Raw genomic sequence first — 12872 nt, forward strand, 5'->3', positions numbered from 1 at the left:
AGAGTGTTAAGCGGGAATTAACGTAACGTATCCGTGGTATTGCAGCTTGTTTACGAGTTTTGCGGTTTTCGACCAGTGAGGAGCTTGCGGGTGAGCTTACGTATGCTCTCTCCGACTATGCGCGCAGGCACTTCAAATGGAAGCGGGATAGCCAGATCGGCTTTGTCTTTGTCAGTAAGCAATTCGGGCGATAAGCGCTGTTTTATGCGCAGCACGGCATTGTTGTCGGCCAAAACGAACTGATTGAACAGCCATCTGGTAAATGGATTGATACCGCGGCCTCTGTACACACATGCGGCAAAATCGACTACATACGGCCTGCCGTCGTCACCAAGCATTACGTTGCCGCGGCTGCGCAGGTCGCAGTGGGCTATGCCTCGTGAGTGCATATTGTTAACCACCTCGACAAGCTCGGCATAGAACTCATTTGTGAGGACTCCCTGAGAGACATGTTCGAGGCTGGTTCCTGAAATATGCTCCATGGCGAGGGAATATTTGTCCATCCGTCCTACAAGCTGAGGAATGCCCTCGACACCAAGCAAATTACGCATGGCGCCGAACTCACGTCGGATCAATATCGGCCCAACTATTTTGCGAAACAGAAAGTCGCTGCCCTTGAAATCCTTGACAGCTACTTTATTGCCGTCAATATCGACCACACGCAGGTCAGGCCGAGTGCCACCGGCGGTGCGGTAATAGTCGACTGTGTTTTCCTCGATCAGTTTTCTATCGAGTCTAGGGAGTTTGGTCATTTGATACATACCTATAATATTGTAACAGGACGTGCGGGACGATAACAACAATTACCCGCCAATATCTGATCTGTAATGTATTGCCGGACGAAGCATTTGCGACAGAAGTTGTTGACCAATCCCATATTGAACGGCAAATGCTTCATCCCTACACGCCGAGCATACCTGTGTGCATTTTATATTGCATTGATGCCTGAGGCTGCAGTAAAATGACCGTATGTTATCCAGCGAGATATTCAAAAACCCACCGAGCAAATACAGGCCGATGCCATTCTGGTTTTGGAACTCGAAACTCAGAAGAGAGGAAATCGTTTCTCAAATCCGCGATTTTCACTCAAAAGGGCTGGGCGGCTTCTTCATACACGCCAGGTTCGGCCTGGAGACGGAATATCTTTCGCGCGAGTGGATGGAGTGCGTCAAGTGCACCGTGAAGACCGCCGAAGAACTCGAAATGGAAGTCTGGCTCTATGATGAGAACGGCTTCCCGAGTGGGATTGGCAACCTTAAAGTGAGCGGCGTGAAGGAATATCGGTCGAAGTATATCGATCTGACCGAGCGCAACGCATCCTCAGGCGAAAATGTGGCCATAGAACTGCCTTCCGGCGAGGTCATTGCCGCATATGCATATCCATGTAATAAACCCAACGGCGATAAGGTCGACCTTATATCGAACATATCCGACAATCAACTGGTCTGGAAAGCTCCCAGAGGTGACTGGAGCGTTGGAGTCTACTCGAAATGCGTGCTTGAAGATGCGAACGATATAGTCTACGGCGTCGATTATCTCAACCCCGAGGCCATGCGATTCTTTCTGGATTACACGTTCGATCCGTATGTGAAAGCTGTCGGAGAGCACTTCGGCAAGACAATCAAAGGCGTCTTTACGGACGAACCCACACTTTTGCCATGGCACCATGCAAACTGGTATACGCAGAGGCTACACACGCGTGTAGTTGTCTGGGACGACCTGATCGAGAGCGAAATGAAGACTCGCCTGGATATGAGTGCGGAGCAGTTTTTGCCGCATATGTTCTTTGGTATAGACGAAAACACCGCAAACGTGCGCCGGGCGTTTTGGCAGAGTGTCGAGGATTTATACCTTAAGGCGTTCTTCGAGCCGTATAAGAAATGGTGCGCTGAGCACGATCTCAAGTTCACCGGCCATGCTCTCTTTGAAGAGGGTTTGTATATAAACACGGATTTTCAGGCGGATATTGTCTCTTCACTTGCAACAATGGACATACCCGGCATAGACCACCTCGGTGAGGTGACTGAGACCCCATACGGCTGGGACAACCTGCCCAGGCAGCTCACGAACATGCAGGGTGAGAAACTCATATCCTCGCTTGGACATTGGGCCGGCAAAGAAGCCGTACTCAGCGAGACATACGGCTGCGCCGGTTGGGGGCTCACCCCAGCAAAGATGAAATGGATAGCTGACTGGCAATATTGCCTCGGGATCAATATGCTCTGCCCGCATGCGCTCTTTTACAGCATCGAGGGGTTCAGAAAGACCGATGCCCCACCCTCTGAAAACCATATGCCGAGTTGGCAGCATTATAGGCAGTTCGCCGATTATATAGGCAGGCTCTCATATGTAATACGCCAGGGCAGACATGTCGCCAAGGTTGCTCTGTTTTATCCACATAAAGAGTTTTGGGGCAGGCATATTGTCGGCACTGAAGGCGAAAAGGACCGCATTCTCAGCGATTCGTTCGACTTGTGCGCAAGTATCCTTCCCAGGCTCCATTATGACTACGATGTGCTGCCTGAGCAGGCGATTGCATCGGCTCATATAGATGGCGGTAAGATTGTCATCAACAACGAGGAGTATGAAGCCCTTATCGCACCTATATCCATAACCGAGACCTCGGCAGGTGACAATGTGCGCGAGTTCATTCGGACAGGCGGCAAGTGGATTCTGCCTCCGATGACCCACAAAGACCCCGACCCGGATCATCTTCGCGAGCAGGCCGAGATTTTGTCCGGAGACGGCAAAGTGATCCCCGTTCTGGCCGGGACAGTTGATAGAGAAAGTCTTACCCGCGCTCTGGACAATGCTCTTCGAGAAGCAGTCAAACCAGACGTAAAAATCTTCTCGCCAAGCGGAAAGCTGATGACGGACGTCAGGTATATACACCGCGAGATAGACGGCAAGCAAGCATACTTCGTCATCAACACATCTGACAGCAACGCTGAGTGCATCATCAGCATGGAAACTATGGGTGACATTCAGGAGTGGAACCTGGAGACGGGAGATATATCACCCGCATCCAATGTCGAAAGAAAAGATGGCAGGCTGTGCACCGAGCGCGATTTTCCGCCTTATGGCTCCGCACTGTATATTGTGGACCCTAAAGTCGAGCCTCAGTTCAAGCCCGTGCATGCCGCCGAAAGAACCGAACTGCTGGTGCTGCCGGACGAATGGATATTCGAGCCACAGCAGCCAAATGCCCTGATACTCGATGACATGGATTTCAAGGTCACACCAATGGGCGGCGGTACATCGTATTCATACACTGCTCAGTTTGAGTGCGAACATATACCCCAACGTATCATGCTCATGCTCGACGATGTTGAATACCGTGCATCCCTGATGGGTAGGATGTGCATAATTGTGCACGTAAACAATAAGATATGGGACAAGCCGGAGTTCGGCACATATCTCGATTATGGGTTCAAGACTCTCGATATCACTGAGGCGGTTGTGTATGGGGAAAACACCGTCAAGATCGAGATAAACCACTCACCATGGGCAGGCCAGCCGCTGGTGTTGAATTCCGCACCCGTGCTTTTAGGCAATTTTGCATGCGATCGTGAGTCTAAGACTATTATAGCCCCTGCCGGAGCCGCACAGAGCGGTTCGTGGACAGAGTTCGGCTATCCGTATTACTCGGGCACAGCAGTTTATACGCACAGCTTTAAACTCCCGCGCCAGGCGAAGGACAGGCGCATAATAGTCTCGATTGATGATGTGAGGGATATGGCCGAGATATCGGTGAACGGCAAATGCGCGGACGTGCGGCTGTGGCAGCCATGGGAAGCCGATATTACCGGCCTTGTGACCGGAGGACGAAACATTCTCTCGATCAAGGTAACAAACTCTATGGCAAACTTTATCGACGCTAACCCGAGGCCGTCAGGGCTTATGGGAAAAGCAAGAATTTCGGCAGAGGAAAAGAATGATTAGACGATATAAAGTGGAAGTGACTACCGATAATCAGGGATGGGTATCGGTGAAGATACCGGCTGTGCCCGAAATACATGCGGAAGCGCACACGAGGGAGCAGGCTCTCCAGTTCGCCGCAAACTCGATTACTTCTCACCTGAAATCCCTAGCCGAGTCCAGTGCAAACGTGCCGGACTCGGACATAGACGCAATTGTGGTGGATATCTGATTGGAAACTCAGACGCTCGAGATACCGGTCGTCTGGCCAAACTATTATGAAGACTGCGAACTGTGCATCTCTCGCCTGCAGCAGGCTCTGGACGAGATGGACGGTGTGGATGATGTCACGATAGACACCAGGGGTCAGACCGTACGCCTCACTTACGACAAAAACCTCGTCACATTTGAAGATATCAAGGAACGTGCTATAACGCTGGGGGTCACGGTCAAAGAGCATTATTCGCACGAAAGACTCCGTATCGTGGGTCTGGACTGCCCGGACTGTTCCCTCAAGCTCGAAACCACCATACGCAAGATGCACGGTGTGGCATGGGCGTCTCTCAACTATGCGACCTCTATGTTGATTGTCGAGTTCGAGCCGGATGTTGTAGGGATAGACGCGATCCGAAAGAAAATTCACGATTTTGGCTACGAGATCGAAGCGGCACCAGGCGCACCCGCACCCAAGGCAATAACACTGCGAAGCATGCGCGCTGCCATGACAATTATATCAGGCATGCTGCTTGCTGTTGGGCTTGTCCTCACATTCGCAAAAGTTGGGCATAATATGGTCCCGGCATTTTTCATAGCCTCCGCCATCGCCGGTGGGATATACCCCGCCAGGACCGGTATTCTGAGCGCAAAGAGTTTCGTGCTGGACACGAATTTCCTCATGAGTGCTGCGGCTGTTGGTGCAATCGCTCTTGGCGATTATTCGGAAGCGGCGGCTGTCGTGTTCCTCTTCTCACTCGGCTCCACACTGGAAGCTCATACGGTCGATAGGACCCGCAGGTCGATTAAATCGCTGATCGAGGCATTTCCTACACAAGCGATGGTAAAGCGAGATGGCCATATCAAGGAGATGCATCTGCATGATATCGAGATAGGCGATATAGTCATCATCAAGCCCGGAGACAAAATCCCCGTGGACGGAACCGTGCTCGAAGGCGAGACGGCTGTAAACGAATCACCTATCACAGGTGAATCTGTCCCGGCGGCAAAGGCAAAAGGCGACCAGGTATATGCCGGATCGATAAACGGCAGAGGGGCAATAGAGGTCAGGACTACCACCCGTTCGGAAGACAATACCCTGGCACGGATCGTCCACCTCGTCGAAGAAGCTCAGGCTCAAAAGGCTCCGTCTCAGAGATTCAGCGAGAAATTCGGGCAGATATACACACCGGTGGTGATCGCTCTGGCGGCACTTGTCGGAATAGGCGGAACGCTTGTCATCGGCGGTGATTACAGAAGCTGGGTCACACGGGCTCTCACACTGCTCATCGTATCATGCCCGTGCGCGCTGGTAATATCAACCCCAGTGGCGATTGTTGCGGCCATAGGTAACGCGGCTCGCTCGGGCGCGCTTATAAAGGGTGGTGCACACCTTGAGATGCTTGGTGACGTCAACATAATAGCGTTCGATAAAACGGGCACGCTCACCATCGGCAAGCCGTCCGTGACCGATATATTGCCTGCAAACGGCCATGATGTCGATGATGTGCTCTCGATTGCTGCAGCTATCGAATCCAGGTCGGAGCACCCACTGGCCGACTCGATCATAGCAAAATTTCACGAATCGAACCTGCCGGAGCGGGCGGTCTCATTCTTCGAAGCGTATCCGGGCAAGGGAGCGCGCGCGGTCGTAAACGGCAGCCTGTACTATATCGGCAGCCGCAGGCTTATGGAAGAACTAGGCATCGCCATACCCGACAGCGGCCCGATTGTTGATCTTGCCGAGTCGGGAAAGACTGTGGTCTATCTGAGCGATGAGACGCAGTTGTGGGGAGCGATTGCAGCGTCCGATACTATCAGGCCGAGCGGCGCGCCCGCGATATCTGCACTCAAACGAATCGGGGTCGACCGGACCGTGATGCTCACAGGCGACAACCCACGCACGGCGGCACGTGTGGCGCAGAGCCTTGGAATAGACGAATATCACGCGCAGCTTCTGCCTGAAGACAAGCTTGCCATGATCCGATCACTGAGCACAAAGCGCGACAGGGTGGCAATGGTCGGCGACGGCATAAACGATGCTCCGGCTCTTGCCGCAGCAGACGTGGGGGTTGCGATGGGCGGAGCTGGAAGTCACGCTGCAATAGAGGCCGCGGATGTGGCGCTTATGGCGGATGATATAGTGATGCTGCCATACGCCGTCGCTCTTAGCCGAAAAGCCGGACGTGTAATACGCCAGAATGTCACTATCGCTCTAGCGGTCATCGTGCTTCTGATTACAGGTGCTCTCTGGCATAAGATCAGCCTTGCAGCAGGTGTGTTGGGACATGAGGGAAGCGCTCTGCTGGTGATCGCGAACAGCATGAGGCTGCTCAAAAGACAGCCTTGATCCACACGAATTAGTTATGAATGCACGCGAATATGTCTATTGGAAATAAACAATATTGCAAAACCGCGCGTCTATAGTTATAGGAATCGTGGCGTGAACACTCTCGCGATTGCTCCACAGCGTTGTTGTGTTCGCCACGAAGGGAACGAAAATGCTCCGCATTTTCGAAAGAGGTAAGCATTACTTACCCAATATACAACCAAGGAGAATATCGATGCGGTCAATGTTGCTTGTATTTATCTGTATTATGCTTTTCATATCAACAAATGGCGCTTCGCCTGCAAGCGAAAGAGCAATTATTACAGACCCCAATCCAGACGGGAAAATCACTGCTAAAATGTATGCGCAGACAGACACTCGCCTCTCACAGACTGTCAGCTATGAAGCAGAGCTAAAGACTGTGCAATCTATTGTTGAAGACCTGCGTGAGATGACCGGAGTCAATCTCTTTGCCGGTGCGCGCAAATCGGACTGGCCGGTGCGCAGCCGAAAGATGAATATATTCGTTAAGGATGTGCCGCTTTGTGACCTGATGGACTCTATGGCGCGTGCGATGAAATTCCGCTGGAGCCGGTCCGACGACGATCTCATGATATACAGATTGAAGGTCAATACCAAAGCCGCCAAACAGGCCGATGAAATGATGAGCGAGGCTTACAAAAAACAGGAACAGTTATGGCAGAAAAGACGGCAGCAATGGACCGATGCCATTGATAAATATGGCGATATATCGACGGCTGAACAGATCTCGCTTCGTGAGACTGACCCACAGATATATGAGCAGGTTATGCTCGGCTCACTGCAGGCGATTCATGCCCTGTTTGAAGAAGTCCCCGAGACAAAAGAACGGTTCTTAACAGGCAGGAACTTTCGCATACGAGCAAGCGATGTCAGCCCGGAAACAAAAAGTCTCTTTTACAACGCGGGAAACGAGTTTTGGAAACACCTCCAAAGAATCGGATATGTCGGAGAGAAGACACAAAACCCGACAGGATATGGGCCTAAAGCAGTCCAGCCGTATGATGATTTCGACATAGTGTATATGAGGATGGATGCCGGTATGTTCACCCCGAACCTCCACTGGGGCGGCGCCAGCAGTGACACGGGATATTGGCACCTATATAGAAACAAATTCACCTATGTAAATAGCGATTTTGAGATCAACGGTCTTCGGTATTTAGGCTCGGAGGTAAATAAACTGATCAGCCTGGACAACATACGTATAAATGAAGGTAGGGATACCAGCGGAGTCGATGATTCTGAAGAAAATACAAAATGGGAAACGGCATATGAGGCTCGATCTGAGGAAAATAACAAACTGGAAGAATCCTTATATCCCAGTGAACCGTTGATAGAGCATGAAAGCTCGCCATTTTTGGAGCAGGTGTTCAAGTTGGAAATTGAGCAGCCGAAGCCGGATGCCAACCCGATGCTCGCGCTTGCCGAAAAGATCGCATCATTTCAAAAAGCCCTTTTCGACGCTTCGGGAATATCTATTGTATCGGACTGCTGGCTGAGCATTCCTTATGCGAATCTGTCTGTCAGTGACAGCAAAGTCAAACTGGATGATCTGCTGAACTCACTATGCACTACGTTCAACTACAACTGGGACAAACCCGAATCCATTATCGAGTTCAGGTATAGAAAGTGGGCAAAGATGCGGCTCACTCAAATCCCGGAAGAATGGGTCGAGACCTGGAGCAACAACACAAGGGCTAATGGATATCTGAGCCTGAATGACATCGCCCAGATCGCAAACCTCGATTATTATCAGGCTGAGGAATCAATCAAGCAGGACCCTGTGATCGGAATAATGGGCACATACAGCAAAATGCTCAGAAAACTGGACGACAATCTTACCTGGCTGAGACTATATGCATCGCTGAACCAGCAGATGCGAAATGTATTGGCAGGAGATCATGGGCTTTTTGGGCAGATGCTGACATCCGCACAGTGGAAAATTGCGCAGCCGATGTTTGACCGGATCGGAATTACAAGGGGCGATGCATGGATGCAGATGTATACTGTTGTTGATAAGCAGGACCCGCAGTTTATCACCATATGGTTCAGAGAGATGGACATGGACACCAAACAGATGGACCGGATGTACAAACTGATTCTGCCAAGCTACACACCGCAGCAGACAATCGTCAAAACCACGGCGGACAAATAAACAAAGCGCCTGCACAATTTTCAGGCTGCCTGATCGAGTTCATCCTCGTCGATGCTGGATGCCGTTTTTGAGCACCAGTTGTCGCAGTCGCGGCGGGAGCAGTAAAACATCTTCTTGCGCGTGCCTTCCTTCATTACCACGTCGGCTATGTAGGCGTTATCGCATCGCACGCACATAAGCGGATCGAGTATCTTAATAACCTTGAGCTTGCTTTTAGACGGGTTAATCATGATTTCTCCAAATTCGGGCATTTGCCTGGTTTACAACATCGGGATGCCTGGTCAGCCTCTTGATTCGTGAGATAGCCTGGCTCTCGGACGCACAGAGTCTGAACAACCGAGAGATTTGGCCGGTGATGGGCATTTGCTGCTTTGCGTCGGGCGAGACTATAAGGTCCACCGCACCATAGTGCGAACGGATATTGCGAACCGCACCGCTCAGCCCTGTCAGAAAGCGCACATTGGCCATGTGAGCACGCTCGATGTTGAGCACGATGTTGTAGTGACCGGCAGAGGCCAAATGTTCCAGCGTGGCTTTTACCGCCTTGAGCGCCGATTTGGTGATGTCCCCGGCAAGATGCAATATAGGAATACCTTCGGCGTTTCTCAGGCGAATTTCATAACCTTTTTCATTCATCGCTGTCCCAGCCCCCTCTATGTTATCGGGAAAGCGCTCTCCCATATTTAGGTATTCCATACAGGTAGGCCAACATGTTACAATCGCTTGAAATGGAAAAAAATCTGGATGCATTTATCGAACATATGCGCCTGGTTGGGCGGGCAAGTGAGCATACTCTGGCGGCATACTCGTCGGATGTGCTGGACTTTTTGCACTTTGCCACTGAATCAGATGCGCATATGGATCAGATTTTGGTCAGAAGATATCTCGTTCACTTGCAAAAGACGGGGCATGCAAAAAGCTCCGTTGCAAGAAGGCTCGCAGCACTTAGGGCATTCTTCAAATATCTTGTCGAGCGTGAGATTCTTGAAAATGCCCCCACTGATGGTGTCAGAGCGCCGAAACAATCGCGTCCGCTGCCCAAGATTATGCGCGAAGAGCAGATGGAAGCGCTGATGCGAGCACCCGATCTCACCACACCGGAAGGACTCAGGGACAAAGCGATTCTGGAGACACTCTACTCGACAGGCATGCGCCTGAGCGAACTGCTCGGTCTTGAAGTCACAAATATTTCTGCCGATACGGACGAACTTAATGTGATCGGAAAACGTAATAAAGAACGTGTGGTCTTGATCGGATCCGCGGCACTCGATGCGCTCGGGCAATATATCGAGCACGGCAGGCCAAAGCTCGCAGCAAAAAGTAAAAAAACTACCGATGCGCTGTTTCTCGGTTATCGGGGGACGAAACTGGCGGCGTCATCGGTCCGAAGGATATTGGACAAGTATGTCGAAAGAATAAGCGACTCGCTTTCAATCAGTCCGCATAGTCTGAGACACAGCTTCGCGACGCATATGATGGACCATGGAGCCGACCTGCGCAGTGTGCAGGAACTTTTGGGACACGAAAACGTGACCACTACCCAGATTTACACTCACGTTTCCAGGGAACGATTGAAAGAAGTCTATGACCGCGCTCACCCGAGAGCCGCGCTCGGAAACGAACATATGGAGAAATAATATATGCCGGAAATGCATGCAACCACGGTTATTGCCGTTAAAAAAGACAACAAAGTCGCCATAGGCGCGGACGGCCAGGTGACGCTTGAAAACACGATCATGAAAGCAAAAGCTCGGAAGATCCGCAGGCTGTACGACGACAAGGTGTTGATGGGGTTTGCCGGGTCGGTTGCAGATGCGCAGACTCTTGCGGATAAATTCGAGTCCAAACTGCGAGAGGCTCATGGCAACCTAAAACGCGCAGTAATCGAATTCGCAAAAGAATGGCGCACGGACCGAATCCTTCGCAGACTGGAAGCGATGATGATTGTCGCAAACCAGGAGTATCTGCTGGTGATATCGGGTAATGGCGAGGTGATTGAACCCGACGAAGGAGTCGTGGCGATTGGGTCGGGCGGAGCATATGCCACCGCCGCCGCAAAAGCCCTTATACGAAATACTGATATGCCGCCTATAGAGATCGTGCGCAAAGCTATGGAAATTGCGGCTGATATATGCATTTATACTAACCATGAAATAACAACGGACGAGATGTAGTTTAGCAGCAGTATTGGTTATTACAGCGCAGTGCCCTCACCAAACTTGGGCATCGCTCCAATACACAAAAAATAATCAATACAAAACACTAAATAATAAATCTCAATGAGGTGCAATTTGAAAGAAAAAATTGAGCTTACTCCAAAACAAATCGTGGCGGAGTTGGACAAATATATCGTTGGTCAGGACAATGCAAAAAAAGCTGTAGCCGTCGCACTGCGCAACAGGTTTCGCAGACGCCGGCTGGACGAAGACCTGCGTGACGAAGTGATCCCAAAGAATATTCTGATGATGGGTCCGACCGGTGTCGGAAAGACCGAAATCGCAAGGCGGCTCGCTAACTTGGCCGGTGCACCGTTCGTTAAAGTTGAAGCTACCAAGTTTACAGAGGTCGGATATGTCGGTAGAGATGTCGACTCGATGGTACGTGACCTGGTTCAGCGGGCTGTGGCGATGGTCGAAGCCGAAAAGATCGAAGAGGTCCGTCCGATAGCCGAACAGAGAGCCACGGAACAGATACTCGACATTATGGAACCGCCGGCGCGGCGCATAGGTCAAGGTGTCGTGCCGAAACAGTGGTTCGATTCGCTTCAGAACGCTATGGGTCACATATTTCCCGGCACAGGTAACCCGCCGCCGCCCATGGAGGCACCTCAGGAACAGGAAGAAGAACAAGCTCCACCTGATGAATATACGCGTGATCAAATGGAGCGCAAGGAGCGCATTCGTGACAGGCTCCGCGCTCAGCTCATGGCCGGTGAGCTTGAGGACCGTGAGATCACCATTGAGGTCGAAGACACATCCATGCCTCATTTTCAAATGTTCGGACAGCAGGGTCTCGAAGAGATGGGAATGGATATGTCCGGTATGCTCGGCAATTTGATACCCAAACGGCATAAGCGCAAGCGTGTGACCATTGCAGAGGCTCGCAGCATCCTGGCGGATGAAGAGGCTCGCAATATGATCGATCAGGACACGATCACGCGCGAAGCAGTCGACAGAGCAGAGCAAGAGGGAATCATATTCGTAGATGAAATGGACAAGATAGCCGGACGCGAAAGTGAAGCCGGACCGCAGGTCTCGCGTGAAGGCGTCCAGCGTGATATACTGCCGATAATTGAAGGCTCGACTGTGATGACTAAATACGGTCCTGTGTCGACTCAGCATATGCTCTTTGTGGCCGCAGGCGCTTTCCATGTGTCGAAGCCATCTGATTTGATCCCGGAGCTTCAGGGACGACTGCCGATAAGAGTGGAACTCGACAGTCTGACTGAGGCCGACTTCGTTCGCATCCTTACCGAACCCAAGAATGCTCTTATAAAGCAGTATAAGGCTCTGCTGGCGACAGAAGGTGTCGAGGTCGACTTCACTGATGACGGCATTCAGGAAATTGCAAAAATTGCCGCTGAGGTAAACTCGGCTATGGAAAATATCGGCGCAAGAAGGCTATACACCATATTGGAACGACTGCTGGATGACGTATCATTCGCCGCGCCGGATATCGACGACAAAAAAATTATCGTTGATGCGGGTTATGTGCGCGAGAAACTGCAGGATGTAACCAAGGACGAGGATTTGAGCAGATATATTCTGTAAATAATCACGCGTTATGCGAATTAAGTTGCGGTTTCAGTCCCCGTAGGGGACTTTGTGTAGTTGTGGCCGCGGTTTTAACCGCCTGGCGACTAAAGTCACGACAACAACAACACGAAGTCGGCCTTCGCCGACTAAAAAATGCGTTATTTACGCTCAATCTAATTCGCATTAAGCGTAAATAATCACGCCTGATGCGGATTAGATTGAGCCGATTGCGAAACTGCAGACGTTGTAAATTTAGTAATTCTTACCAAATTTAGTCATTCCGAACGAATGTGAGGAATCTGCTTTGAACCCGACGTTGTAAAAGCAGATTCCTTGTATTATTGCCTTGCCTGTCAGATAATGGTGGATAATAGGACGCTATGATCCACCTGGTAGAGTAGACGAGCAGATTCGAGTGCCTTGAGCACGTTAGCGAGATGGTTTCCTCTACCTTGTATGACTA

At 50.9% G+C, this 12872-nt stretch carries 10 protein-coding genes; 7 read left to right on the forward strand and 3 right to left on the reverse strand.

The genetic code is table 11. From position 1 onward, the window contains the following. Window positions 1-50: 50 nt before the first annotated feature. Window positions 51-752: a hypothetical protein gene (locus tag LLG46_02965; GenBank protein MCE5322259.1), complete on the reverse strand. Its 702-nt coding sequence runs from the start codon at window positions 750-752 to the stop codon at window positions 51-53. A gap of 217 nt (window positions 753-969) precedes the next feature. Between LLG46_02965 and LLG46_02970 the strand changes: the two genes are divergently transcribed. From LLG46_02970 to LLG46_02985, 4 genes are all read left to right on the forward strand, one after another. After that, entirely contained in the window at window positions 970-3942 is a 2973-nt protein-coding gene (locus LLG46_02970; GenBank protein ID MCE5322260.1) for a hypothetical protein, read from the forward strand. Beyond that, on the forward strand, window positions 3935-4150 hold the full coding sequence (locus LLG46_02975; GenBank protein MCE5322261.1) for a hypothetical protein: 216 nt from the start codon (window positions 3935-3937) through the stop codon (window positions 4148-4150). Before LLG46_02970 ends, LLG46_02975 begins: the two co-directional genes overlap by 8 nt. Beyond that, the gene (cadA, locus tag LLG46_02980) at window positions 4151-6481 is read left to right on the forward strand and encodes a cadmium-translocating P-type ATPase (protein MCE5322262.1); all 2331 of its coding nucleotides are present in this window, start codon (window positions 4151-4153) and stop codon (window positions 6479-6481) included. It abuts the gene before it with no gap. A gap of 214 nt (window positions 6482-6695) precedes the next feature. Next, window positions 6696-8654 carry a hypothetical protein gene (locus LLG46_02985; GenBank protein MCE5322263.1) on the forward strand — a complete coding sequence of 653 codons (1959 nt, stop codon included), beginning with the start codon at window positions 6696-6698 and terminating at the stop codon, window positions 8652-8654. 20 nt (window positions 8655-8674) lie between these two features. On the opposite strand, the gene LLG46_02990 is transcribed toward LLG46_02985, so the two are convergent. Beyond that, window positions 8675-8884 (reverse strand): hypothetical protein, encoded by a 210-nt coding sequence (locus LLG46_02990; GenBank protein MCE5322264.1) that lies wholly within the window; start codon window positions 8882-8884, stop codon window positions 8675-8677. Continuing rightward, window positions 8877-9290 carry a hypothetical protein gene (locus tag LLG46_02995; protein MCE5322265.1) on the reverse strand — a complete coding sequence of 138 codons (414 nt, stop codon included), beginning with the start codon at window positions 9288-9290 and terminating at the stop codon, window positions 8877-8879. Before LLG46_02995 ends, LLG46_02990 begins: the two co-directional genes overlap by 8 nt. 74 nt (window positions 9291-9364) lie before the next feature. Between LLG46_02995 and xerC the strand changes: the two genes are divergently transcribed. The 3 genes from xerC to hslU all read left to right on the forward strand — a co-directional run bounded on the left by xerC (window position 9365) and on the right by hslU (window position 12424). Beyond that, window positions 9365-10291 carry a tyrosine recombinase XerC gene (xerC, locus tag LLG46_03000; GenBank protein MCE5322266.1) on the forward strand — a complete coding sequence of 309 codons (927 nt, stop codon included), beginning with the start codon at window positions 9365-9367 and terminating at the stop codon, window positions 10289-10291. A 3-nt stretch (window positions 10292-10294) separates the two neighbouring features. Then, the gene (gene hslV, locus LLG46_03005; GenBank protein ID MCE5322267.1) at window positions 10295-10828 is read left to right on the forward strand and encodes an ATP-dependent protease subunit HslV; all 534 of its coding nucleotides are present in this window, start codon (window positions 10295-10297) and stop codon (window positions 10826-10828) included. 105 nt (window positions 10829-10933) lie between these two features. Next, a complete protein-coding gene (hslU, locus tag LLG46_03010; GenBank protein MCE5322268.1) occupies window positions 10934-12424 on the forward strand; it encodes an ATP-dependent protease ATPase subunit HslU in 1491 nt (496 codons plus the stop codon). The last annotated feature ends 448 nt before the right edge of the window (window positions 12425-12872 follow it).

The organism is bacterium (genome assembly GCA_021371935.1).
GTDB lineage: Bacteria > Armatimonadota > UBA5829 > UBA5829 > UBA5829 > UBA5829.

Bases quoted from the DNA above. Each gene is read 5' to 3' on its own strand.
- hslV (MCE5322267.1), top strand. From the start codon at position 10,295: ATGCCGGAAATGCATGCAACCACGGTTATTGCCGTTAAAAAAGACAAC.
- xerC (MCE5322266.1), top strand. From the start codon at position 9,365: ATGTTACAATCGCTTGAAATGGAAAAAAATCTGGATGCATTTATCGAA.
- LLG46_02975 (MCE5322261.1), top strand. From the start codon at position 3,935: ATGATTAGACGATATAAAGTGGAAGTGACTACCGATAATCAGGGATGG.
- LLG46_02985 (MCE5322263.1), top strand. From the start codon at position 6,696: ATGCGGTCAATGTTGCTTGTATTTATCTGTATTATGCTTTTCATATCA.
- LLG46_02965 (MCE5322259.1), bottom strand. From the start codon at position 752: ATGACCAAACTCCCTAGACTCGATAGAAAACTGATCGAGGAAAACACA.
- LLG46_02970 (MCE5322260.1), top strand. From the start codon at position 970: ATGTTATCCAGCGAGATATTCAAAAACCCACCGAGCAAATACAGGCCG.
- LLG46_02995 (MCE5322265.1), bottom strand. From the start codon at position 9,290: ATGAATGAAAAAGGTTATGAAATTCGCCTGAGAAACGCCGAAGGTATT.
- LLG46_02990 (MCE5322264.1), bottom strand. From the start codon at position 8,884: ATGATTAACCCGTCTAAAAGCAAGCTCAAGGTTATTAAGATACTCGAT.
- hslU (MCE5322268.1), top strand. From the start codon at position 10,934: ATGAGGTGCAATTTGAAAGAAAAAATTGAGCTTACTCCAAAACAAATC.